The 24,116-nt window shown below is 74.9% G+C and carries 20 protein-coding genes; 9 read left to right on the forward strand and 11 right to left on the reverse strand.

Annotated elements, in window-relative coordinates:
• Positions 1–286 precede the first annotated feature (286 nt).
• Complete coding sequence (locus BLU95_RS05795; RefSeq protein WP_093859011.1) at positions 287–1,783, reverse strand: M35 family metalloendopeptidase; 1,497 nt, start codon at positions 1,781–1,783, stop codon at positions 287–289.
• 255 nt (positions 1,784–2,038) lie between these two features.
• Here BLU95_RS05795 and BLU95_RS05800 point away from each other — a divergent pair, with 255 nt between their 5' ends.
• Complete coding sequence (locus tag BLU95_RS05800; protein ID WP_093859012.1) at positions 2,039–3,400, forward strand: DUF5685 family protein; 1,362 nt, start codon at positions 2,039–2,041, stop codon at positions 3,398–3,400.
• A 116-nt stretch (positions 3,401–3,516) separates the two neighbouring features.
• Here the strand turns inward: BLU95_RS05800 and BLU95_RS05805 are convergent, their stop codons facing one another.
• A complete protein-coding gene (locus tag BLU95_RS05805) occupies positions 3,517–3,864 on the reverse strand; it encodes a DoxX family protein (protein ID WP_093859013.1) in 348 nt (115 codons plus the stop codon).
• A gap of 773 nt (positions 3,865–4,637) precedes the next feature.
• Here BLU95_RS05805 and BLU95_RS05810 point away from each other — a divergent pair.
• Positions 4,638–5,855, forward strand: coding sequence for an alpha/beta hydrolase family protein (locus BLU95_RS05810; RefSeq protein WP_093859014.1), 1,218 nt, complete (start codon positions 4,638–4,640; stop codon positions 5,853–5,855).
• A 121-nt stretch (positions 5,856–5,976) separates the two neighbouring features.
• On the opposite strand, the gene BLU95_RS42155 is transcribed toward BLU95_RS05810, so the two are convergent.
• The 4 genes from BLU95_RS42155 to BLU95_RS05825 form a co-directional block, all read right to left on the reverse strand.
• Positions 5,977–6,168 (reverse strand): hypothetical protein, encoded by a 192-nt coding sequence (locus BLU95_RS42155; RefSeq protein ID WP_159424798.1) that lies wholly within the window; start codon positions 6,166–6,168, stop codon positions 5,977–5,979.
• A 189-nt stretch (positions 6,169–6,357) separates the two neighbouring features.
• Complete coding sequence (locus BLU95_RS05815; RefSeq protein ID WP_093859015.1) at positions 6,358–6,759, reverse strand: pyridoxamine 5'-phosphate oxidase family protein; 402 nt, start codon at positions 6,757–6,759, stop codon at positions 6,358–6,360.
• Positions 6,760–6,917: 158 nt separating this feature from the next.
• On the reverse strand, positions 6,918–7,556 hold the full coding sequence (locus tag BLU95_RS05820; RefSeq protein WP_093859016.1) for an MBL fold metallo-hydrolase: 639 nt from the start codon (positions 7,554–7,556) through the stop codon (positions 6,918–6,920).
• A complete protein-coding gene (locus tag BLU95_RS05825) occupies positions 7,553–8,638 on the reverse strand; it encodes an S-(hydroxymethyl)mycothiol dehydrogenase (protein WP_093859017.1) in 1,086 nt (361 codons plus the stop codon). Before BLU95_RS05825 ends, BLU95_RS05820 begins: the two co-directional genes overlap by 4 nt.
• A 570-nt stretch (positions 8,639–9,208) precedes the next feature.
• Here BLU95_RS05825 and BLU95_RS05830 point away from each other — a divergent pair.
• Positions 9,209–10,453, forward strand: a complete 1,245-nt coding sequence (locus BLU95_RS05830; protein ID WP_093859018.1) for a cytochrome P450 — start codon at positions 9,209–9,211, stop codon at positions 10,451–10,453.
• Positions 10,450–10,722 (forward strand): ferredoxin, encoded by a 273-nt coding sequence (locus BLU95_RS05835; RefSeq protein WP_093859019.1) that lies wholly within the window; start codon positions 10,450–10,452, stop codon positions 10,720–10,722. The genes BLU95_RS05830 and BLU95_RS05835 overlap by 4 nt, the downstream gene beginning before the upstream one ends.
• Positions 10,723–10,907: 185 nt before the next feature.
• On the opposite strand, the gene BLU95_RS05840 is transcribed toward BLU95_RS05835, so the two are convergent.
• Positions 10,908–12,143, reverse strand: a complete 1,236-nt coding sequence (locus tag BLU95_RS05840; RefSeq protein WP_093859020.1) for an aminoglycoside phosphotransferase family protein — start codon at positions 12,141–12,143, stop codon at positions 10,908–10,910.
• Between the two features lie 330 nt (positions 12,144–12,473).
• On the opposite strand from BLU95_RS05840, the gene BLU95_RS05845 reads away from it, so the two are divergent.
• Positions 12,474–14,252, forward strand: coding sequence for a PQQ-binding-like beta-propeller repeat protein (locus BLU95_RS05845; protein WP_093859021.1), 1,779 nt, complete (start codon positions 12,474–12,476; stop codon positions 14,250–14,252).
• 70 nt (positions 14,253–14,322) lie between these two features.
• On the opposite strand, the gene BLU95_RS05850 is transcribed toward BLU95_RS05845, so the two are convergent.
• The 3 genes from BLU95_RS05850 to BLU95_RS05860 form a co-directional block, all read right to left on the reverse strand.
• Positions 14,323–16,095, reverse strand: coding sequence for an ALF repeat-containing protein (locus BLU95_RS05850; RefSeq protein WP_093859022.1), 1,773 nt, complete (start codon positions 16,093–16,095; stop codon positions 14,323–14,325).
• A gap of 155 nt (positions 16,096–16,250) precedes the next feature.
• Positions 16,251–17,198 carry a PhzF family phenazine biosynthesis protein gene (locus BLU95_RS05855; protein ID WP_093859023.1) on the reverse strand — a complete coding sequence of 316 codons (948 nt, stop codon included), beginning with the start codon at positions 17,196–17,198 and terminating at the stop codon, positions 16,251–16,253.
• A 52-nt stretch (positions 17,199–17,250) separates the two neighbouring features.
• Positions 17,251–18,348, reverse strand: a complete 1,098-nt coding sequence (locus tag BLU95_RS05860) for a DUF5937 family protein (protein WP_093859024.1) — start codon at positions 18,346–18,348, stop codon at positions 17,251–17,253.
• Between the two features lie 100 nt (positions 18,349–18,448).
• Here BLU95_RS05860 and BLU95_RS05865 point away from each other — a divergent pair, with 100 nt between their 5' ends.
• The 4 genes from BLU95_RS05865 to BLU95_RS05880 all read left to right on the forward strand — a co-directional run bounded on the left by BLU95_RS05865 (position 18,449) and on the right by BLU95_RS05880 (position 22,670).
• Positions 18,449–19,840 carry an MFS transporter gene (locus BLU95_RS05865; protein ID WP_093859025.1) on the forward strand — a complete coding sequence of 464 codons (1,392 nt, stop codon included), beginning with the start codon at positions 18,449–18,451 and terminating at the stop codon, positions 19,838–19,840.
• A gap of 202 nt (positions 19,841–20,042) precedes the next feature.
• Positions 20,043–20,846 (forward strand): MBL fold metallo-hydrolase, encoded by an 804-nt coding sequence (locus BLU95_RS05870; protein WP_093859026.1) that lies wholly within the window; start codon positions 20,043–20,045, stop codon positions 20,844–20,846.
• A gap of 5 nt (positions 20,847–20,851) precedes the next feature.
• Complete coding sequence (locus BLU95_RS05875) at positions 20,852–21,283, forward strand: nuclear transport factor 2 family protein (protein ID WP_093859027.1); 432 nt, start codon at positions 20,852–20,854, stop codon at positions 21,281–21,283.
• Positions 21,284–21,413: 130 nt separating this feature from the next.
• The gene (locus BLU95_RS05880; protein WP_093859028.1) at positions 21,414–22,670 is read left to right on the forward strand and encodes an NAD(P)/FAD-dependent oxidoreductase; all 1,257 of its coding nucleotides are present in this window, start codon (positions 21,414–21,416) and stop codon (positions 22,668–22,670) included.
• A gap of 83 nt (positions 22,671–22,753) precedes the next feature.
• Here the strand turns inward: BLU95_RS05880 and BLU95_RS05885 are convergent, their stop codons facing one another.
• Complete coding sequence (locus BLU95_RS05885) at positions 22,754–24,079, reverse strand: helix-turn-helix transcriptional regulator (RefSeq protein WP_093859029.1); 1,326 nt, start codon at positions 24,077–24,079, stop codon at positions 22,754–22,756.
• Positions 24,080–24,116 lie beyond the last annotated feature (37 nt).

Consider the following 24,116-nt stretch of genomic DNA (forward strand, 5'->3'; position numbering starts at 1 on the left):
CGGGTTCGGCGACAGGCCGGATCGGCGCTGCCCGACGGGCGGGTGGTCCCGGCCGGGGGCGGCGGCGTCGGGGACCATCCTGTGCCTCGGTACCGGCTCCTTCCATGGCGGGAACCCGGCGTTCACCCGGCGTTCCGGGCGGGCGAGCGGCGTCGCCGGGCCGGGCGGCAGGGGCGCGGACGGCGCTCCGCCCCGCCGGACGAGGTCCGGCGGGGCGGGGGCGACGGGACGACGGGACAGCGGGGCGGCGAAGCGGCGGCGGGCGACCGGCCTTGCGCGACCGGCGTCAGGCCAGGGCCTCCACGCGGGCGCGCAGCTTCTCGAACTCCGACCGTTGGCCCGGGTGGACCTTGGTGACGTGCAGGGCCGTCTGCTTGATCATGGCGGCCAGCTCCCCGAGGACGTCCTGCGGGACCGGCGTGCGGCCGCGGACGGCGCGGAGCGCCTCGATGTCCTCGGCGAAGTACGCGGCGAGACCGGTCAGGACCTCCCCGTCCGGCTCGTCCGGCAACGCGACCATGGCGGGGGTGTCCCTCGCCGTGCGCTCCCAGCGGAACCGCATGTCGGCGAGGACGGCGGCATCGAGCTCGACGGCCAGGGCCGCCCACTCCGCGGCGCTCGGCCGGACGGCCGGCACGGCCGCGAAGACACTCCGGAGCGTGGCGATGCCCTGTCCCTCCACCTCCCGGTCCTGGTCGACCAGGGCGCGGACGAGTTCCCGCGCCCGCTGGGCGAAGGGCTTCGCCTCCGCCAGGCCGGCGGTGCCCTCGATCACGGCGTCCAGCAGGAGTTCGGCGAGCGCCAGGGGCGCGCAGTCGACCGTGGCGCGCGGGATCCGCAGGGCGCCGGAGGCCGAGTCGAAGGTGATCCGGCCGCTGCCCTCGGCCAGCACCGGGTCGATCCGGTCCAACGCGTACTTGAGCTGGCTGAGGTAGGGGAACAGCTGGGCCACCACGGCCTGGTCCTTGGGGAGCAGTCCGGCGACGCCGTCGCGCACGGTCCGCCGGGTGATGTACCCCCAGGAGGCCAGTTGGTTCTCCAGCTCGAGCAGGCGGGCCTGGCGCTTCCAGACGGACCACTCGGGCGTGTTCCACTTCGCCTCGGTGAAGGTGGTCCAGGCGAAGCCCTCGCAGTCCGAGGCGCGGACCCAGGCCCGGTTGACCATGATGTCGAGCCAGGCCAGCGCGCCGCCGAGGGTGGTGGTCCCCGACCGCTTCGCCAGCAGCCCGCGCCGGGCCGGCAGCCGCCCGAACGTCTGGTACCGGCCCCAGGCGTTCTCGCTCCGCTCGACGAGCAGTGCGGCTGCGGCCGCGTAGGTGTCGGCGTTGCTCCGGGCCAGCTCCGCGGACAGGTACGTCCAGGCCCAGCCGCGGCGGTACGCGTAGTCCTTGACCGGGTGGTTCCCGATGCCCTCGTTGAGGCTGTGGGACAGCTCGTGCACCAGGGTGAGGACGCGGTTGGTGAGGCCCCGGGTGCCCGGGCCGACCAGGCTCGGACGGAGCTGGATCTCCCGCACCGACGGGACTTCCCCGTTGCTGATCACCGTGTTCGCCCCCATCGTGGCGGGCAGGTCCTCCCGCACCACGAACGTGACCTCGCGCATCCGGTGGCCCAGCCGGGCGAAGCGCTGCTGGAAGGCATGGTAGTCCGGGGCGCCTCCCGGGCCGTTCAGCACCGTGGTCGCGGTCAGCTCCGCCACGGTGCCGAGGGCGACGATCGCGTCGATCCGGGCGGTGATCGCGGCCAGCACCTTCTGCTCGGCCAGGGACAGGTCTCGGGTCAAGGGGGGTTCCTCCGCGGCTCGTTTCGCCAACCGGCTTTCCTGGCAGGCCGGTTCACTCGGCGATGTGCGGACGGAATGATGACAGGAGCGAATGGACAACGAATAAACACCGGGCGCCCGGTTTTCGTCCGCACCCCGACGGACCGGGCCCGGCGTGCCCCCGGGCCCGTCGTCGGTTCCGGAAGAACAGGCTGACGATCATATGATGTCCGCGATCGAGGGCCGGGTGGCCCAGGCAAAACACGGGGGAACCACATGTTCGGCATCATCAGACCCTGCCGCCACCGGCTCTCGGAGCGGCTCCAGGCGAGCTGGACGGCCCATCTCTGCGGCCTCTGCCTGGCTCTGCGCGACGACCACGGGCAGTTGGCACGGACCGCCACCAACTACGACGGGCTGATCATCTCGGTACTGGTCGAGGCCCAGGCCGACGCCGGGCACACCGCCGGCGGCGCCGGCCGGCGGACCGCCGGGCCGTGTCCGCTGCGCGGCATGCGGACGGCCTCGGTCGCGCGGGGCGAGGGCGCCCGGCTGGCGGCCGCCGTCTCGCTGGCGCTCGCCTCGGTGAAGATCCGCGACCATGTCGAGGACCAGGACGGCGTGTTCGCCCGGCGCCCGGTCGCGGCCGGCGCGCGGGCGGTCACCCGGCGCTGGGACCGCAAGAGCTCCGGCAGCGCTTCGGTGGTCGGCTTCGACACCTCGGTCCTGCTGGACGCGGCCGCCCGCCAGGGCGAGCTGGAGCGCGAACTGCCCGCCGGCGGCTCGGTGCTGCTGGTCACCGAGCCCACCGAGACCGCCACCGCCGCCGCGTTCGCGCACACCGCCGTGCTGGCCGGACGGCCGGGGAACGAGGCGCCGCTGGCCGAGGCCGGGCGGCTGTTCGGACGGCTGGCGCACCTGCTCGACGCCGCCGAGGACCAGGAGGCCGACGCCGCGAGCGGCGCCTGGAACCCGCTCGACGCCACCGGCACCGAGCGCGCCGAGGCCGAACGGCTGTGCCGGGACGCCGTGCACGGTATCCGGCTGGCCCTGCGGGACGTCGAGCTCACGGACCGGGCCCTGGTGCACATCCTGCTCGCCCACGAGACCGAGCGGGCCGTCGAGCGGGTCTTCGGGCGGCCCGGCCACGCCGCCTGCCGGGTCGGGCACGAGGCCGGCGCCTCTCCCGTCGGCGATCAGCAGCACGGCCACGGACAGCACGGGCACTCGCAGCACGGCCGTCCGGACCGGGGCGCGACCGGCTCCAACCCCTACCAGAGCCCGCCGCGGCACGACCCCGGCCAGGCCCCGCCGCAAGGTCCGGGCGCCCCCGTCCCGCCCTGGGTCCCGCAGGGCCCCGGCTTCACGCCCCCCGGCGCGCCGCCGCCCAACAGCCGCAATCTGCTGGCCGGTTGCGCCGCCTGGGCGCTGATGGGCTGCACCTGCCAGCTGCTCTGCTGCGAGCACAACCACCCGTTCTCCGGCGAGCGCCGCGAGGGCTTCTGCGCCCGCAACGAGTGCTGCGACTGCGGCAACTGCTGCGACAGCTGCCAGTGCTGCGGCGAGAACGCCCAGTGCTGCAACGACTGCGGCTGCTGCGACGGTTGTGACGGCTGCGACTGCGGCTGCGACTGCTGAGGCCGGTCCGGTCGCCGTGGGCCGCCGGGTCCGGGGCACTGCTGCTCCGCACCCGGCGGCGGCGCGCCGTGACGCCCCGTCGCCGCCGGCCTGCGGCGACCGACCCGAACGCGGCGTCAGGCCGCGAGACCGACGCCCAGGGTGACGGCGACGGGGACGAGGTAGAGCAGCGGGAAGGGCACGGTCTTGAACGAGCGGGCCCGGACGTTGGTCAGCACGGCGCCGGCGAAGTAGAGGATCAGGCCGATCGCGGCGGCGACACCGATCGCCGGAACCGCGAGGCCGACCAGCAGGCCGGCGGCACCGGCGAGCTTCGCCGCGGCGAGCCAGGTCCACCACGCGCGGGGCACCCCGTAGTCGACGAGCGGCTGGGTCACGAACTCGGCCCGGCGGGCCAGCGAGACGCCGGAGAAGCCGACCCAGAGGGCGCTGACGACGGCGAGGACGACGTGGGCGACAGACATGGTGGTACCTCGTTCACGTGTGGAAGGGGTGGCGGAAGGCGAATCGAGCGCTCCGCCCCGACGGTTCGTGGGTCGACGCTGCACCGACCCGCGAAACGCACCCGGTGTGACAGCACTGCCGGGGGAGTTCTTCGCGGGACGGTCCGAAGCGGTGGCGGCCCGAAGCGGTGGTGGTCGGACGCGGCGGCGGTCCCGCGGTGCCGGACGTGCCGGAAGCAGGGGCCGCACCATCGGCGACGGGTGCCATCCGCACCCGGCCGTTCGTCCCGATCGGACGCGGTGGCGGTCCCGCTCAGCCGGACACACCGGCAGCAGGGACCGCACCATCGGCGACGGGTGCCATCCGCACCCGGCCGTTCGTCCGGATCCGACGCGGCGGCGGTCCCGCGGTGCCGGACGTGCCGGAAGCAGGGACCGCACCATCGGCAACGGGTGCCATCCGCACCCGGCCGTTCGTCGCGCCAGGACAGAATGATGTCCGCGATCGGCCTCCACCGCGACCAAGATCAATCACCACAGTCACACCCAAGAGCCGACCAATGGGACACGCCGTGATCGAATCGAGACCGACCGGCCATCACCGCCGGGGCCGACCACCGCCGATCGTGAGCGAGAGCCCGGGGCCGCGGGAGCGTGGGCCCACAGCTCCCCCAGGTGGAGCCGGACCCGGTCCGACGGCGTGCCCCCGGCCCGGCCGGCTCCGCCTCGCGGCGTACCCGCCGTCCCCCGGCGGGGCGACGCGCCGGAGCGCGACCGCTACCTAACGTGGCGTCATGTCGAAGACCGCCCGGTGGCGTTCCGCCGCCCTGCCGATCGCCTCCACCGCCCTGGTGCTGACCCTGGCCGGCCCGGCCGCCGCCTCCGCCCCGGCTGCCGCCACCGCCATCGCCGGCACGACCGCCGGCACGACCTCCGGAACGACCGCCCCCGAAGCCGCGCCGGACGCCGCCGGTCCGCGGGTTCCGGCCACCAGTACCCACCGGCCCGTCGGGACGACCTCGGCCCGCCTGGTCGACCGGGACCGGCCCGACCCCTGGCGCCCGGACACGCCGTCCCGCGAGCTGATGGTCACCTTCTGGTATCCGTCCGACTCTGCCCGGGGCGCCCACGCGCCCTACCTGTCAAGGGAGTTGTCCACCGCCCTGTACGGCAGCGAAGGTCCGGCCGGGATCCGGACCGGCGCCGTGGCCGGGGCCAGGCCCACCCCGGGAAGCCATCCGCTGGTCCTGCTCTCCCCCGGTTTCGGCCTGAGCCGCACCACCCTCACCGCGCTCGGCGAGGAACTCGCCTCCCGGGGCTACGCGGTGGCCGCCGTCGACCACACCTACGAGACCTCGGTGGAGTTCCCGGGCGGGCGGATCGAACCCTGCCTGGTCTGCGGGCGGGAGGGGACCGACCCGGACTTCGGCGCCACGGCCTCCCGTGCCCGGGCCGCCGACCTGCGCTTCGTGATCGACCGGCTCACCGCCCCCGGGAACCGCGGCCCGGTCCGCGGGCTCACCGTCGATCCGGGGCGGATCGGCGCGGCGGGCCATTCGCTCGGCGGCGCGGCCGCCCTGGAGGCGATGGGCGAGGACCGCCGGATCCGCGCCGCCGCGAACCTGGACGGCAGCGTCTGGATCCCGCCCACCGGCCTCCGCTCGCGCCCCGTCCTGCTGTTCAGCGCCCAGCTCGGCGGCTCCCCGGGCGCCACCGCGAACTGGGACGACACCTGGAAGCGGCTCACCGGCCCCCGGTACTGGGTGGACCTGCCGACCGCCGGGCACCTCTCGTTCTCCGACGAGCACTGGGCGGTGGACGCCCTCGGCACCCGCGACCAGCTACCGGCCGACTCGGGGCCCGAGCTCTTCGGCACCGTCCGCGGCGACCGCGCGCTCGCCGCCACCCGCGCCTACCTCGGCGCGTTCCTCGACCGGCACCTGCTGGGCCGGCAGGCCCCGCTGCTCGACCGGCCCTCGCGGGCCTTCCCCGAGGTCCGCTTCGCCAAGTAGCGGTCCCGGCACGGCGCTCCGGGCGAGCTCGCCCGTCCGGGCGCCGCGCTGCCACAGCGGCAGCACCTCGACCCGGGCAGCCGGGCGGCGGTCCCCCGGGCGGTGGTCCGCCGGACGGCGCTCACCCATCGCGGCCCACCGCCGGTCTCGGCGCCCCGCCCGTCCGCACGGCCGCCGCACCGCGGCGGTCGGCCGCCAGTGAGTCCTCCAGCCGGGCCAGCAGCACCCGGAAGCGGTCCGTGTCCTCGGCCGTCATCCGGCCGCCCTCGGCCGGGGTCCGCATGCCCCGCCCGCCCCTCGTTCCCTCGGTCATGCCCCGACCCTAGGCACCGACGATCAACGCCGGATAAACGGAGGGGAACCGGCCGAACGGAACCCCTTCGACCGTGCGCGCTCAGGAGCGGTACTCGGCCCGGTGCGCGGCCTGGTGCGCGGCCCGGTACCCGGTGTGGTGCTCGGACCCGTGGCAGCGCCGGTGCCCGGCTCGTGGCGAGGGTGGTGCTCAGGCCCGCCCGAGCACCCGGTCCACCGTGATCTCGACGACCACCCGGTCCGGATTCACGCGGGGCTCGCGGTAGCGCTCGGCATAACGGCGCTCCGCGTCGGCCACCGCCGCCGGCTCCTGCCGGACCACGGCCACGCCCTCCAGCGTCGACCAGCGAGCCCGGTCCACCTGGCAGACCGCGACCCGCTGGCCCGCCGCCCCGGCCTCCAGCACGTTCCGCACCTTCCGGCTGGTCCGGCTGCTGATCACCCGCGCGGTCCCGGTCTCCGGGTCGAAGGTCACCCCCACCGGCACCACGTGCGGCGAGCCGTCCGGGCGCAGCGTGGTCAGGGTGGCGATGTGCCGCTCCCGCCAGAAGGCGAGGAAGGCGTCGTCGAGCGCGCGGGGATCATGGGCCATGCCCGCGATGCTACGTCGCCGAACCCGGCGGACGACCGCCGGGCCCGGGGGCGCGTGTCCGAGCCCGGCTGCCTGTGTCCGAGCCCGGCTGCGCGCGCCGGGCCCGGGGGCGCGCGTCCGGGGCACCTCGCCGGTCCCCGGACGCGCGGACGCGCGCCTCAGTGCCCGCGGGCGATCCACTCCGGCAGGGCCGGGCCCTCGGCGCCGATGGTGGTCGGGTCGCCGTGGCCGGTGCGGACCACCGTCTCCGGCGGCAGCGTCAGCAGGCGCTCCCGGATCGAGTCGATGATGGTCGGGAAGTGCGAGAACGACCGGCCGGTGGCCCCGGGGCCGCCGTGGAACAGGGTGTCACCGGTGAACACGGTGCCCAGCTCCGGGGCGTACAGGCAGACGGCGCCCGGCGCGTGCCCCGGGGTGTGCAGGACGGTCAGCGCCGTACCGGCGACCTCGATCCGCTGCCCGTCGGCGAGTTCGCCGTCCGGCAGCCGGTCGGGGTGGGTGAGCTTCCACAGCGGCAGGTCGTCCGGGTGCAGCAGGATCGGCGCACCGGTGCGCTCGGCGAGCGCGGGGGCGGCGTCGATGTGGTCGTTGTGGGCGTGGGTGGAGACGACGGCGAGCAGCCGCCGCCCGCCGAGGGCCGCCTCGATCGCCGCGGCGTCGTGGGCCGCGTCGATCACCACGGCCTCCGCGTCGTCGCCGACGATCCAGACGTTGTTCTCCACCTCCCAGCTGCCGCCGTCGAGTTCGAAGGTGCCGGCAGTGACGAGCCGGTCGATCCGGAGGCCGCCGGTGCTCACAGGACCACCACCGAACGGAGCACGTCGCCGTGGTGCATGCGCTCGAACGCCTGCTCCACCGCGTCGAGTTCGATGGTCTCGCTGACGAACGCGCCGAGGTCCAGGCGACCCTGGAGGTAGAGGTCGATCAGCATCGGGAAGTCCCGCGAGGGCAGGCAGTCGCCGTACCAGGAGGACTTCAGCGCGCCGCCGCGGCCGAACACGTCGAGCAGCGGAAGCTCCAGCTGCATCTCCGGCGTAGGCACGCCGACCAGGACGACGGTGCCGGCCAGGTCGCGGGCGTAGAAGGCCTGCTTGTAGGTCTCCGGGCGGCCGACCGCCTCGACCACGACGTCCGCGCCGTTCCCGTCGGTCAGCTCGCGGATGGCTTCGACGGCGTCGGTGGCGGTCGAGTTGACGGTGTGGGTGGCACCGAGCTTCCGGGCGGTGGCGAGCTTGCGGTCGTCGATGTCCACCGCGATGATCTTCGCCGCGCCGGCCAGCCGGGACCCCAGCACGGCGGCCCCGCCGACGCCGCCGCAGCCGATCACGGCGACCGAGTCGCCGCGGCCGACGTTGCCGGTGTTGATCGCGGCGCCGATGCCCGCCATCACACCGCAGCCGAGCAGCCCGGCGACGGCCGGGTCGGCGGCCGGGTCGACCTTGGTGCACTGGCCGGCGGCGACCAGGGTCTTCTCGGCGAACGCGCCGATGCCCAGGGCCGGGGACAGCTCGGTGCCGTCCAGCAGCGTCATCCTCTGCTTGGCGTTGTGGGTGTTGAAGCAGTACTGCGGGCGCCCGCGCCGGCAGGCACGGCACTGGCCGCAGACGGCGCGCCAGTTGAGGACCACGAAGTCGCCGGTCGCGACCTCGGTGACACCCTCGCCGACCGTCTCCACGATGCCCGCGGCCTCGTGCCCCAGCAGGAAGGGGAACTCGTCGTTGATCCCGCCCTCGCGGTAGTGCAGATCGGTGTGGCACACCCCGCAGGCCTGGATCCGCACCACCACCTCGCCCGGCCCGGGGTCGGGCACGACGATCGTCGTCACCTCCACGGGTGCGCCCTTGGCGCGCGCGACGACTGCCTTGACCTGCTGGGCCATCCGGTTCTCCTCCGTCGGCCGGTGCCCCTGCGCACCGGCGTGACCTGCGTCGACGCGAGTCGGACGACCCGCCCGAGCAGCCTAGCGCCCGCCACGTCGGGTGGCCGGGGAACGCCCCTGGTGATCCGTCCCACTGGTCGCCGCGGCCCGCCGGGGGCACGCCTGCCCGGCGGGCGGCGCACCCCCTCCCGCACCCCCGCCCGCGCCCTGCCGACACCCCCGCCGACACCCGTTCCGCACCGCACCGGCACTCGGTCCGCACCGCGCCGCCACCCGCCGGCACCCCGTCCGCACCGCGCCGCCACCCGCCGGCGACCGTTCCGGGGCGCGAGCCGGGGCGCGCGGCCACCGCTGAGCGCCCGTCAGTGTCGTCGCGCCCTCACCGCCCCCTTCCCACCCCGGCGTTGGCTGGTTTCGTCGCTGACTGTGGCCCGTCGCCCACGTACGGTCGAAGCCAACCCGGCCCACTCGGCACGCCGTCGACCACGCCGCCCGTCCCCGCGCACCGCCCGGATCCACCCCCCGTCGGCCGCCCTCCAAGCGGCCACCGCCCTGGAGTCTGGAGTACGGATGTCCGCCGAGAACAGTGCCACCGGTGCCGGAACCGGCACCGCCCCCGACCCCCGTCCCGCCGACCTGGCCGTCCTGCCGCCGCTGCACTGCCTGCGACTGCTCGAGCCCGGCCCGCCCCGGCTGGCCGCCCTGCCCACCGGCACCCCCATCTGGCTGGTCAGCCGGCACGCCGACGTCCGCCAGGTGCTGACCGACCCGCGCCTCGGGCGCGCGCCCCTCTACGCCCCCGGCGCCCCGCCCGTCTCGCTCACCCCGAACCTGCTCGACGACCCGTCCTCGATGCTCAACATCGACGGCGTCGAGCACCAGCGGCTGCGCCGCACCGTGCAGCGCGCCTTCACCCCGCGCGCGATCGCCCGGTGGCGCCCCTGGGTCGCCTCGGTCGTGGAGAGCCTGATCGACGAGCTGATCGACCGGGGCTCGCCCACCGACATCGTCGCCGGCTACACCCGTCCGCTGCCGATCGCCGTGATCAGCCGGCTGATGGGCCTGGACGGTGTCGACAGCAAGCGGCTGGAGCACTGGAGCGACCACGCCCTGTCCGCCACCGCGTACTCGGCGGAGGCCATCCGCACCGCGATGACCGAGTTCGCCGGCTTCGGCGCCGAGGTGATCGCCGAACGCCGTGCCGCGCCCGGCGACGACCTCGTCAGCAGCCTGCTCGCTGCCGCCGCCGACACCCCGGGGATCACCGAGGAGCAGATCGTCTCGCTCGTCATCGGCCTGGTCGTGGCCGGGCACGAGACCACCATGACCTCCCTCGGCAACGCCTTGGTCTATCTGCTCAGCGACGGGCACGACGCCTGGCAGCAGCTCGCCTCGGACGAGCAGAGCGCCGCCGACGCCACCGAACAGCTGCTGCGCGCCGTCCCGCTGGGGGACTCCGACGTCCTGCCGGGGCTGCTGCGGCGGGCCGTGGAGGACCTCGACATCGGCGGGGTGCGGATCCCGGCCGGGAGTGTGGTCGCCGCCGACACCGGCGCCGCCAACAACGACCCCGAGGTGTTCACCGGGGACCTGCTGACCGAGCTCTTCTCCCCGCTCGCCGCACCGATGTACACCTTCGGCGCCGGGCCGCACCACTGCCTGGGGGCCTGGCTGGCCCGGATGGAACTGGAGCTCGCCCTGCACCGGCTGGCCCGCCGGCTGCCCTCGCTGCGGCTCGCCGGGACGGTGGAGGCCATCGACTGGCGGCGCGGTCTGCTCACCCGCAGCCCGCAGCAGCTGCGGGTCTCCTGGTGACGGGTCGGGAGGCGACCGGGGCGGCACCGGCGGTCATCGTCCAGGTGGACCGGGACCGGTGCATCGGCTCGGGCATGTGCGCGGCCACCGCACCCGGTTCGCTGGCGCTCGGCACCGACGGGCTCGCCCGGCCGGTGCGGGAACAGCCGACCGGCGCCGCCGGAGAGCCGCTGACCTCGGAGCTGGCCGACGCGGTCGACTACTGCCCGGTCGAGGCGCTCTCCCTGTACGGGGCCCGGGACGGGCGGCGGATCGACCCGACCGGCTGACCGGCGGTCGGCGCCGCGCCACGTCCGGCGCGGCGCCGACCGCCGCCGTCGGGACCTCCGAAGCCGGCGGGCCCCGGGGTCCGGGCATCCGGCAGTCCGGGGGCCGGGGGGCCGGGGGGGCCGGGGGGCCGGGGGGCCGGGGGGCCGGGGGGCCGGGGGGCCGGGGGGCCGTCCGGGCGCCGGGGTCAGCCCGCCGCCGCCACCGCGTGCCGGACCTCCGCCGCCGGATCGCCCTCGTGGTACGGGCGCTCGCTGTCCTCGATGTGGTCCAGGAACTCCTGGTACCGCAGGGCGTAGCCGAAGTGCACCAGCGGCCCGGCCAGCTCCAGCGCCCGTTCCGGCAGGCACCCCGGCACCCGCTCGCGCCAGGCCCGGGCCCACTCCCCGGCCGCCTGCTCCCAACGCTCCCCGTCCACGAAGCCGCGCGGCCGCAGCCCGTCCGTCACCGGGTGGCCGAAACAGGTGTCGGCGAAGTCGATCACCACCAGCCCGGAGCCGTCGGAACGCCAGTTGCCGGGGTGGAAGTCACCGTGCACCACGGTCTCCGGCAGTCCGCAGGCCGCGAGTTCCCCGACCAGCTCCGGCAGGCGCGCGGCCAGGGCCCGCGCGGCGTCCAGTTCCTCGCCCGTCAGCTCGGCCGTCGCGGCCAGCCGGTCGAGCAGGCCCGGGACGGCGGCGGCCACCGCACCGGGGGTGCGGTCGGGCAGCCCGGCCGCACCGGCCCGGCCTTCGGCGGCCAGCGCCACCTGTGCGGTGACCAGGCCCGCCACGGCCTGCGCCACCTCCTCGGCCGAAGGGCCCCAGCAGTCCTCGCCCGGTACGTCGTCGAGCAGCACCCGCCCGTGCGCCGGGTCGGCGGCGAGCACGGTCGGCACCAGCGCCGGGCCGGCGGCGGCGCCGAACAGCGCGATCACCTCCCCCTCGGAGGCGTTGAAAGCCGGGTTGATCACCTTCAGCCAGGCCGGTCCGGCGGCCGTGGGCAGCCGGAACACCCCGGACAGGTTCCACGTCCGCACCTGCTCGACCGGCCCGGTGACCGGCCGCCCGACCGCCGTCAGCGCCCGCTCCGCCCAGTCGAGCGCCGCCCGCAGCCCGGCGGGCGTGGCCCACCCGGCCCGCCGCTCGGCCGGACCCAGCAGCGCTTCCGCCTCCGGCCCGGCCGGCCTCGGCGCCCGGTCCGCCGGCCGCTCCAGCGCCTCGGCGTGGTACACCGTGTGCCCGCCCGAACAGCCCTCACCACCCGTCACCCCGACCAGCCTGACCACGACCACCGGTACCCCGGCCTCCGCCGAGAGGCGCTCGGTGAGCGTGCCGACCGACGACCACCAAGGGTCCGTCAGCCCGAAGGGGCCGAGCAGCCCCAGGTAGTCGCCGTCATGGGTGAGATGGACGGCAGCCGTCCGACCTGTTTCCTGATCCACCCGCGCAGGCTCTCGCACCCCCGCCGATCGACGCCACACGTTTTCCCGACGGCCGACGGCCGACGGGGGCCACCGGGGCGGTTCGGCACCCGGCCGTGCTCTGACGCTCGCCCTCCGATTCGCGGTCCACTCCACTGCCCGCTCCACGGTCCACGGTGGCCGACCGAGGTCCGGCGGGTGGCCGGACGGCGACGGGTGGTCACGATTCGGTCGCAGTGGTCGAGCGGAGGGCGGACGCGGGCGGCTCCTGCTGCCACGCTTGAGTGTCAATGACTTTGCCGGGGGGGCGTTTTGAGCGAGTCAGATCTTGCCTCGACTGTTGTCGGGCTCATGACCGACGTGGCATCGGGGATCGTGGGAACCACCGGCCGCGCCGTGGCCGAGGCCGCGGGGGAGGCCGTTCGGCGGCGGCTCTCCTCGGAGCCGGACGGCCGGGCCGCCGTGGCGGCCTTCGACTCCGGTCCGCAGGAACCGGCCGCCCAGGCGGAACTCTGCCGGGTCCTGGTGCAGGTGATGTCCACCGAGCCGCAGTTCGCGGTCCAGCTGACGGCGCTCGTACCGGTCCCGGCTCCGGCGGCACAGGTCCCGCCACTGCCGTCCACCCCGCCGCCGCCCGCCGACCCGCCGCGGATCGGCCGGGACGGCATCATCATCGACGGCAGGTCCCGCAACACGGGGAACCTGGCGCTCGGCGACCAGCTGATCCAGAACATCCGCAGGGGCGACCCCCGCACGGTCCTGCTCCTGATCCTCGCCCTGGTCCTCGTGGTGGCGGCGGGCTACGGAGGCACCAGGCTCCTCACCGACGACTCGCCGGACCCGAAGGCGGCCCCGTCAAGTGCGGCTGCCGGCGCGCCCGTCCCGGCCTCCGGTGCCCCCGCGACGCCCGGCGGTGGCTCGGGCGGCAGTCCGTCGGCCACCACCGGTCCGTCCGCCTCGCAGCCTTCCGGCCCGCCGAGGCCCGAACCCGTCCGGGCCGACCCGCCGGTGAAGTTCACCCAGGTCGTCGCCGGCAGTGGCGACGCCGATGTCCGTCCCCTCGTGCTGGACGGCCTCGACGTGGTCTCCGTGGTGGGTGCCGAGAGCCTGGTCTCGTACGACGTCCGGGACGGCGCACAGACGGCCTCGATGACCTCCCACGGGAAACTCCCCGAGGGGTCGTTGTACGGATGGTCGACCTGGATGTCCGGGGGCCTCGGACCCGCACGCCCTGCCGTGGGCACTGCGGGCGGGAAGCGATACGCCGTGGCCGCGTTCCCGCTGACCGTCCCCGGCGAGGGCACCGTCTCCGAGCACTACGGTGTCGAGGTCGACATCCTCGACCTCGACACCCACGAGGAGGCCGGCCGGGTCACCGTCGACGACGGCACGATCGGCAAGCAGGTACCCGCCGTCGCGGGCATCGCCGCAGGCCGGGCCCTCGTGGTCGCCGCCAGCCTGTCCGGCCCTCCCACCAGCTACGCGATCGACCTGGCCACCGGCACGGTCGCCTGGAAGGCGGCGAACTTCGAGGCCCAAGTGCTCCAGGGCGACACCGTCGTCGGGGTCTCCTCCACGACCGGGAAGTGGGACACCTACTTCCACGACATGCCCCTGGAGGTCAAGGCACTCTCGACCGCCGACGGCGCGGTCCGTTGGAAGGCGCTGACCGGCGAGGTCAAGACGAACCTGTCCGTGTTCGCCACCGACAAGATCCTCGCCCGTGGGCAACGGGAGCCCACCCTGCTGTCCACCGGGACCGGGGAGAGCCTGCCCCTGCCGGCGCTGGCCGAGAAGTACACGTTGGACACCGACAGCTGCCGGTTCGACGGTCGGGCCACGACCGTGTGCCAGGCCAGTGGAGCGGACGGTGGACAGTTGCTCGGCATCGACGCGGCCGGGGTCACCGTCCTGTGGCAGATCCCGACCTCGGCCGGCGCCGGGGAACGGGTGGCCCCCTCGGTCACGGCCGTCTGGCACGGAGCGGTCTACGGCCGCACCCAGAACGGCAGCGTGGTTCTGGACGCCCGGACAAGCCTGGACCGCGAGCTCACCCCGGGCACGGCCCCCAACCAGATCAGCGAGTACGCCGCCCTGTCGGGGGACACCTTCTACCTCTCGGCGGGCTGAACCGGCCCGTCCGGCTCCCGGCCGCCCGCACGGCGCCGGGGGCCGGGAGCCGGACGATACCGAGGACGGGTCAGCTCTCCTCGGCGCGACGGCGACGGGACACCACGACCAGCGCCGCACCGGCGGCGACGGCCGCGGCGGCGCCGCCGGCCTCCAGGCCGAGGCCCTCGGTGCCGGTGGCCGCGAGCCGGCCGGAGCCGGCGGTCACGGTGGTGCCGGTGGTGGTCCGGGTGACAGCGGCGGTGCCGGTGCCCTTGCCGGTGGTGGTGACAGCCGCCTGGACGACCTGGCCGCCGGCGCCGCCGTTCTGCGCGGCCGGGGCGGTCGCCGGAGTGGTGGCCGGCTGCTCCGTCGGACGAGCCGTCGGCCCGGTACCGGGCTTGGCCTCGGCCGCGGCGTCGTCCTCGGCCCGCGCCTTGGCCCAGCCCTCGTTGAGGAAGGTCGCGACCGCCTGGTCGTTGCCGTTCAACGCGGCGAGCGCGGCCTTCTTGACGGCCGGTCCACCGGTCTCGGCGATCTCCGAGACCTGCGCCCGGTTGTCCTGGGCGCGGGCCGTGTACTGGGTCTCCTGGAGGAACTTCACGACGTCCGCGTACGAGCCGCTCATCGCGGCGTTCGCGGCGGCCCGCACCGCGGGACCACCCTTGGACACGATCTGGCTCAGCGCCACCCGGGCGTCGTGCTCCCGCTGGACGGGAAGCTCGGACTCCAGGAAGTGCCGCAGCGCGGCGGGAGTGCCGGCGTCCAACGCCTTCTGGCCCGTCTCCCGGACGCCCCGGCCGGTCGCCGGGTCGGCGAGCAGCCGCTCGATCTCCGCCCGGTCGTCCTGGGCCCGGGCCGTGTACTGGCCCTCCTTCAGGAACCTCACCACGTCCGCGTACGAGCCGTTCATCGCGTCGTTCGCGGCGTCCCGCACGGCGGGACCGCCCTGGGACATGATCTGGACGAGCCTGAGCCGGTCGTCACTCTCACGCTTGACGGGGAGCTCGGACTCCAGGAAGTGCCGCAGCGCGGCGGGGGTACCGGCGTCCAACGCCTTCTGCGCCGCCTCGCGCACACTCCGACCGGTGGCCGGGTCGGCGAGGATCGCCTCGATCTCCGCCCAGTCGTCCTGGGCCCGGGCCACGTACTGGCCCTCCTTGAGGAACCTCACCACGTCCGCGTACGAGCCGGCCATCGCGGCCAGGGCGGCTTCCTTCACTGCCGGACCACCGACGCTGAAGATCTGGGCGGTCCTGACCCGGTCATCCGTCAGCTGGGCGTCCTGCCGGCCGACCGTCAGGAACTCGCGCAGCGCGGCGGGGGTACCGGCGTCCAGCGCCTTCTGCGCCGCCTCGCGCACACTCCGGCCGGTGGCCGGGTCGGCGAGGATCGCCTCGATCTCCGCCCGGTCGTCCTGGGCCCGGGCCACGTACTGGCCCTCCTTGAGGAACTTCACCACGTCCGCCCAGGAGCCCAGCATCGCGGCGCCGGCGGCCTTCTTCACCGCCGGGCCACCGGCCGCCATGATCCGGGTGGTCCTGAGCCGGTCGTCGCCCTCGCGCGCCGACTGGAGGTCGGTCGCCAGGAACTGCCGCAGGGCGGCGGGGGTTCCCGCGGCCAGCGCCTTCTGCGCCGCCTCCCGCACGGTCTCGCCGGTCGACGGGTCGGCCAGCAGTCGCTGGATCTCCGCCCGGTCCTGTTCCTCCTGGGTACCGGAGCCGTCCGGCTTGTCGGCGGCGGTGTCGGCTCCGGAGGCCCCGGTGGGCCGCGGGGCGTCGGCGGCGGAGGCCGACGAGGGGAAGAGGACGGCGGGGGCCAGGACGGCGGCCGCGACCACGGCGGACACCTTGGGGAGCTTCATCCGGCAGACCTTGCTTCGTGCGAAGACGACGTGAACGCACGAAGCATAGGGCCTGCAAAGATCTCTTCACACCACCATATTTTCCGCTCGGTCTCACCCGCCGCCGAGCCCGTCGGACGCCCCCGGCGCGCCGCCGCCTGACCCTCACTCAAGAGTCACGACACAGGGCCCTCCTGGCCGATCGCGACCCCCGCGCCGGACACCCGCACCCGCGGCGCCGCACTGCCCAGATCGACCAGGAGCGTGCCCGGTCGGCCCATGTCCTCGCCCTGGTGGAGGGTGAGCACCGCCGGGGCGGCGGCCGGACCCAGGTCGCGGAGGTAGGCGCCGAAGGCGGCCGCGGCCGCCCCGGTGGCCGGGTCCTCGACCACGCCGCCGACCGGGAAGGGGTTGCGGACGTGGAAGACGTCGGGGGCGGCCCGCCACACCAGCTGGAAGGTGACGAGGTCCCGGGCCGTCATGAAAGCCGCGAGCCCGTCGAAGTCGTAGTCGAGCCGGGCCAACCGGTCACGGGTCCCGGCGGCGAGGACGAGGTGGCGTGCGCCCGCGTAGGCGTACCGGGGCGGCAGTGCGGGATCGAGGTCCTCGGCGGCCCAGCCGAGCAGCGCGAGCGCCTCCTCGACGTCCGCCGGCCCGGCCTCCTCCACCCGGGGTTCGACGCTGGTGAGGGTGGCGCGAAGGCCGCCGTCCGCGTCCGCCGTCACCTCGACCGGCACCTCGCCCGACGCGGTGCGGTAGAGGAAGCGGCCGGGGCCGACCCGCTCGGCGAGCGCCACGGCGGAGGCGACGGTGGCGTGGCCGCAGAACGGCACCTCGACCAGGGGGCTGAAGTAGCGGACGGCGTACTCCCCGGCAGCCGGGCCCGGGACCAGGAACGCCGTCTCGGAGTAGCCGATCTCGGCCGCGATCGCCAGCATCCGGTCGGCGCTCAGGCCGGTGGCGTCCAGCACCACGCCCGCCGGGTTCCCGCCGGCCGGGTCGGTGGCGAAGGCGGCGTAGCGGAGGATCTCGGGAACGGCGGGAGCGACATCGGTGGCATCGGTCGCGTCAGTGGCATCGGTCGCGTCAGTGGCGTCAGTGGCAGAAGTGGCGTCAGTGGTCATGCCCGCACGAACGTGCTCGGCCCGGCCGGTGTTCCCCGTCGACGCGGCCCCGTCACCGCAGCACCGCCTCCAGCAGATCGGTGCCCAGCCGGGCGCTGCCCGCCAGGTCCAGCTGGTACAGCATGTAGCGCCCGCGCCGATGGGTGGTCAGCAGCCCGGCCCGGCGCAGCACCGCCAGGTGCCGGGACACCTCGGGCGCGCTCAGCTGCCAGGCCGCCGCCAGCTCGCCGGTGGTGTGCGGGCCCCGCGCGATGGTGCGGGCGAGCCGGAGCCGGACGGGGTGGGCGAGCGCCTCCAGCCGCTGCTGCACCACCGCGAGCGAGACCGGTTCGGGCACGCCCGGCGCGGCCACGGGGTACTGCACCACCGGACGCCAGCCGGCCGCGGACACCACCAGCAGGTGCGGGCGGCCGAACGCGGTCGGGACGAAGGTGACACCGCCCGCGCCGGTCGCGCTGGTCGCGTTGTCCTGGAGCTTGTCGACGACGATCCGGCGCCGTCCCTCGCCCGCGTCCTCCAGCACGACCGAGGAGGAGACGGCGGCCAGCGCCTCGACCGCGCCGTGCCGCACCAGCAGGTCGGTCTTGCGCCGGGCGTCGGCGGCCAGTTCGGGCAGCACCCGGCGCCAGGCGTCGGCGAAGAAGGTCTCCGCGCAGTCCTCCAGCATCCGCCGGACCGTGGCCCGGACGGCGGGCGGGTCCGTGAGCAGCCAGTCCGCGAAGTCCGCCTGGCGGGGGCCCCGGGCGAGCGCCAGCTCCCGGGCCCGTTCCTGCTCGACCGGGTCGGTGAGCGGCGAGGCCGTCCGGCGGGTGATCCGGGAGACGCCGCAGGTCGTCACGAGCGCCGCCCGGACGTACTGCTCGTCGTCGATCCGGTCGACGGCGTCGAGCTCCTCGGCGAGGGTGGCGCCGGGGATGCCGGGGACGAGGAAGTCGGCGCGCGAGGAACGCCAGAGGAACTCGGCCTCGGCCAGCCGCTCGGCCAGCGCGGGCGGCACGGTGGCGGTGGTGCTCGCCGCCCAGCCGTGCAGGTCCGGGTGGTGCGCCGGTTCGGCGAGGACATGCAGCATGGCGCTGAGTTCCGCGAGCGGCGAGGGCGTGAAGAGCAGCCGCTCGTCGGGCAGGCCGGTGATGTCGATGGTCAGGCTCACGCCCCGATCCTGTCACCTGCGGCGGACCGGTCCGGCGTCGATTGACGGGACTCGTCAATCGACGTGCGCGCGGGCCGGGTGCGGGCGGACGGTACCGGCCATGAGCCTGATCCAGAGCCCGAAGCGGCAGCCCGACGCCCCGTCCCCCGTCCCCGAGCCCTCCCCTCCGACCGCTCCCGTGCCCCACGGCGAGCACCCCGTCGAACGCCCTGCCAAGCGCCCTGTCGAGCGCCCCGTCGAGCGTCCTCGGAGCGGACCGGCCGCGCTGCTCGGTCTGCTGACCGCCGCCGGCGGGCCCCGCTACGCCGCAGCCCTGGTGGTGGACGCCCTCGGCACCGGACTGCTGCGGCCGTTCCTGCTGCTCTACGGCATCGGTGTCCTCGCCCTGGACGCCGGATCGGCGGGCCTCGCGATGTCCGCCGGCATGGTCGCGGGGCTGCTGGTGCTCCCGCTGACCGGCCGGTGGATCGACCTCGGCGCGCGCAGCCTGCCCGCCGCGGCGACGCTGCTGGTCCGGGCGGCCGGGTCGGTGACCCTGCTGCTGGCGGACGGGCTGCCCGGGTTCACGGCGGCCGCGGTGCTGCTCGGCGTGGGCAGCCAGTCCTGGCCCGCCACCCACGCGGCCGTGGTGTCGACGCTCACAGAGGGCCGAACCAGGGACGCCGCCCTGGCCGCCGGACGGACGCTGCGCAACGCCGGGCTGGGCGCGGGCGCGCTGCTGGCGACGCTCGCGGTGGCCGGCGGCACGGGGACGCTGAAGCTGCTCGCCGGCGTCACCGCGGCGGCCTGCCTGCTGGCGGCGGGGCTGGTGCACTCGCTCCGGGTGTCCGCACCACGGTCCGCCGCGACCACCCCCGCCGTTCCCGCTCCTTCCCCCTCCCCCGTCTCCCCCGTCTCCCCCGTCTCCGCCGTCTCCGCCGCCGATGCGGCGCTGCGCCGGATCACCCTGCTCAGCGTCGCCAACCTCCCCTTCGCCTTCACCTTCGACGTCCTGGAGGTGGCCCTGCCGGCCCTGCTGGTGCTGCACCTGCACGCCTCCGCCGCCTGGTCCTCCGGCATCTTCGTCGGCAACACCGTGCTGGTGATCGCCCTCCAGCTGGCCGTGGTGCTCCGGTTCCGCGAGCGGTCGCGGCACACCGTGCTGGCTGCCGGCGGGATCGCGCTCACCCTCTCCTACCTGGGCTTCTGGGCGGCGGGCGGGCTCGGCGGCACGGCCGCGGCGGGCGCGGTGGCGGCGGTGTCGGTGCTGTACACGTTCGGCGAGATCCTCTACTCCGGCGCGGGGACGGCACTGGTGGCCGCGACCGCCCCGCCGCACCTGCTGGGCCGGGCGCTGGCGCGCTGGGAGCTGTCGATGGGCGTCGGCCGCGCCCTGGCTCCGGCGGCGCTGACCGCGCTGCTGGCCGTCGGTCCGGGTGCGCTCTGGCCCGTACTGGCCGCTGCCACCCTGCTCTCCTCGGTCGCCGTGATCCGGCTGCGCCCGCGCGGGTGAGCCGCCGGCCCGCGGCGCGACCGGGCGCCGTCGCCCCGGCGCTTTCGGCCGTCGTCCCGGGGTGCGGGGGTGCGTCGTCCCGGGGTGCGGGCGGGCGCCGGTTCGCCGATGCTGGGCGGCGAGGCGTACGCACCCCGGCACGCGAGACATACGCACCCGGTGCGCGGGACGACGCGCCCGGCCGCGAGGAAGGAGACCGTTCATGAGTGCCCTCGACTTCGAGGTCATCGACAGCCCGGACAGCTCGCTCAACAAGACGTCCGTGCTGGTCACCGGCCCCCAGGACGCACTGCTGGTGGATGCCGGGTTCACCCGGTCCGACGGGCGGCGCCTGGTGGAGCGGATCCGGGCCACCGGCAAGCGGCTGACCACGGTCTTCGTCAGCCACGGCGACCCTGACTTCTACTTCGGCGCCCAGGAGGTGCGGGACGCCTTCCCGGAGGCCCGGTTCCTGGCCACCGCGTCGACCGTCGAGCACATCCAGGAGACCTTCGAGCCCAAGCTCCGCGCCTGGGCGCACCTCGGCCCCGAGCTGCCGACCCGGCTGGTCCTCCCGGAGGTGCTGCCCGGCGACGAGCTGGTCTTCGAGGGCCACCGCTTCGAGCTGCGCGGCGCCGACTTCCACCTGCCGGACCGGCACTACCTCTGGCAGCACCACCACCGGGCGCTGTTCGGCGGGGTGCTGCTGTTCCAGGGCCTGCACGTGTGGACGGCCGACACCCCGACGCCGGAGCAGCGCGCGGCCTGGATCGACCTGCTGGACGGCATGGCCGCGCTGGAGCCGGACTTCGTGGTGGCCGGGCACCGGACCACCGACGCGCCCACCGACACCTCCTCGATCGACCACACCCGCGACTACCTGCGGGCCTTCGAGACCGAGGTCGGCCGGGCGCCGGACGCGGCCTCGGCGCGGGAGGCGCTGGACCGGCGGTTCCCCGGGCTGGGCATGCCGCTGGCGGTCGACCTCGGGACGAAGGTCGCCAAGGGCGAGCTGGTCTGGGGCTGAGCGCGATGATCGAGATTCCGAGGGCCGCGGCCGCGTTCGCCGAGTCGGACGCCCCGGCCGACGTGGTCCGCCGCCAGTACCTGGCCTCGGCGCGGGGCGACCTGGCCGCGCTGCGGGCGACGCTCGCCGAGGACGTGGAGTGGACGGAGATGGCGGGCTTCCCGCTGGCCGGCACCTACCGGACGCCGAAGGGCGTCACGGGCGGGGTGATGGACCGGCTGGCCGCCGAGTGGGAGGACTGGACCGCGCACGACGACCGGTACGTGGTCAGCGGCGAGGACGTGGTGGTGCTGGCCCGCTACACGGCGGTGCACAAGGCCACCCGGCGGCCGCTGAACGTGCGGGTGGCGCACCACTTCACGGTGCGCGGCGGACGGATCGTGCGGTTCGAGCAGTTCACGGACACCGCCCTGGTCCGGGACGCGACGACTCCCTGACTTCTCGCCCGCTCCGGGGTCGCGTCACCCGTTCGGGGGAGCCGGGGCGGCGCGCCGGACGTCGTCTCGACAGGCCCGCCGGGCGGCGGCAGGCTGTCCGTGGTTTCCGCCGCAGAGCGAGGAGTTCAGCATGGCCACGGACAGTACGGGTACCGACGGTGCCGGGCGGCAGCGTCCCATCGTGATCGTCGGCGCCTCCCTCGGCGGCGCGAAGGCGGCGCAGGCGCTGCGCGAGGCCGGATTCACCGGCGGCATCGTGCTGATCGGCGCCGAGCACGAGCGCCCGTACGAGCGTCCGCCGCTCTCCAAGGGGTATCTGCTGGGCAAGAGTTCGCGGGAGAAGATCTACGTCCACCCGCCGGAGTGGTACGCGGAGCACGACGTGACGCTGCGGCTCGGCACCCGGGTGACCGCGATCCACCCGGCCGACCGCACGGTCTCCCTGGCCGCCGACGGCGAACTGGCGTACTCCAAGCTGCTGCTGGCCACCGGATCGGTGCCGCGCCGGCTCCCGGTACCGGGCGCCGACCTCCCGGGCGTGCACTACCTGCGCCGGGTCGAGGACAGCGACGGGCTCCGCAAGGCGTTCCGTCCGGGCGCCCGGATCGTGGTGATCGGCGCGGGCTGGATCGGTCTGGAGACGGCGGCCGCGGCCCGGGCGGCGGGCGCGGAGGTGACCGTACTGGAGGCGGCGGAACTGCCGCTGCTGCGGGTGCTCGGCCGCGAGGTGGCACAGGTCTTCGCCGACCTGCACCGCGACCACGGCGTGGACCTGCGGTTCGAGGCGAAGGTCGCCGAACTGACCGGCACGGACGGCCGGGTGACCGGCGTCCGGCTGGCGGACGGCACCACGGTCCCGGCGGACGCGGTGGTGGTCGGCATCGGCATCTCCCCGGACACCGAACTCGCCGAGGCCGCCGGGCTGGAGGTGGAGAACGGCATCAAGACCGACGAGCACCTGCGCACCTCGGACCCGGACATCCACGCGGCCGGCGACGTCGCCAACGCCTACCACCCGCTGCTGGGGCGGCACATCCGCGTCGAGCACTGGGCCAACGCCGTCAACCAGCCCCAGACGGCGGCCCGCGCGATGCTCGGCGAGGACGCGGTGTACGACCGTGTTCCCTATTTCTTCTCGGACCAGTACGACCTCGGCCTGGAGTACGTCGGCTGGGTCGAGCCCGGCGGCTACGACCGGGTGGTGTTCCGGGGGGATCCCGCCACCCGCGAGTTCATCGCCTTCTGGCTGAGTGAGGGGAAGGTCCTGGCCGGCATGAACGTGAATGTCTGGGACGTGGTCGACCCGATCCGCACCCTGATCCGCTCGGGACGGACGGTGGACACGAAGGCCCTCGCCGACCCGGAGTTCCCGCTCGGCGACCTCTGATCCCGCATGAGGGGCCCCGGTCGGAGCAGGGCCCGACCGGGGTGCCGGGGAGTACCTGATTGACGGAGCCCCGGTTCACCCGCTCAGCTGACCCTGAGGCGGTCCATGAGGTCGGCGACGCCGTCAACCTGGCAGTAGGGCTTGAACGCCGGGGCGAGTTCACGCACCAAGGTGACGCACCGGTCGGCACCGATCCGGGTGGCAAGGTCGAGGGCTTGGTTCGTCACGGCGAGAGCCTGCTCGACGTCGCGTGCCTGTAGCAGGCTGCGGGCCTCATAGGTCAGGAAGATGCCACGGGTCTTGTCACGCGAGCGCGGCAGCAGACTCATGCCTTCGTCGATGCGGGTGTGGGCCTCGGCGACGTGGCCGAGATCGAGCATGCACTGGCCGGAATCGACGGCAAGGTCCGCTGTGCTCATCCACCGACACCAGGCTGGAGCCGGGTCGGGACTGTCGGTCAGCAGGGCGGTCTCGGCGGCGGCGAGGTCGCGGCGACAGTAGGAGGCGGCGCCGAGGGCGGCATGCGCGCGGGCCCGGCGAAGGTGAAGCAGGGAGCGGGCGGTGGGGTGACGGGTGTGGATGAGGGCCTGGCTGAGTGGTTCGACGGCAGCGTCGGGCCGGGTGAGCCAGATGGACTGGTAGGCGAAGTCCGAGAGGACGCCGGCGCCGAGGTCGCGGTCATGTGCGGCGTGCGCGTTGGTGAGAGCCGCATTCCAGAGCTTGCCCGCCGCATGGTGCTGGCCCTGGTCGAAGCGGTGCCAGCCGCAGGTGCTCGCCAAGGAGGCGGCGAGCAGGTGCAGACGCTGGCCGATGGATTCGGTGTAACGGCCCTGTTCCAGCAGGTCGGTCACCGTGTCCAGCTGGGCATCCATCAACTTCGCCGTATGCTGGCGCTGTTCGGTGGGCAGAGCAGTCAATTCGGCACTGGTGCCCTCCAGCCAGTCGACCAACTCGGCATCGACACGCTTGCCGTTCAGGGTGGTGGTGAGCCGGTCGGGCTCGAGGGCGGCCCACTGGGTGGAGAGGCCGGCCAGCGCGAGCGCGCTGAAGGCCATGAAGGTGCGGCGGCGATGGTCCATTGCGGCTCTCTGTGCATCTCGAAGTGCGAGGACGGTGAACGCCGATCCGAGCGGCACCGGCAGTTCCTGCCCCGGCAGCCAATGAGGCCACTCGCAGGCTTCCAGGTCGGCGATCGGGACGTCGAAGGCTTCGGCGATCAGGAGCTGGGATTCGATGCCGGGCGTCTTGCGCCAGTTCTCCCACTTGCTGACGGCCGCCTTGTCAGCACCGGAGCGAAGGCCCTCGGGCCTGTTCCTGGCGGCGCGGTGGATGCGGGCCGCCAGATCGGTCTGAGACCAGCCGCGAAGCGCGCGGGCGTACGCGAGGGGGTGCCGGATCTGGTCGTCCACGGGGCCAATCCCATCATCGACTGTGACCGTGAGCGTA

Origin of the sequence: Streptomyces sp. TLI_053, from assembly GCF_900105395.1 — a bacterium.
Classification (GTDB): Bacteria; Actinomycetota; Actinomycetes; order Streptomycetales; family Streptomycetaceae; genus Kitasatospora.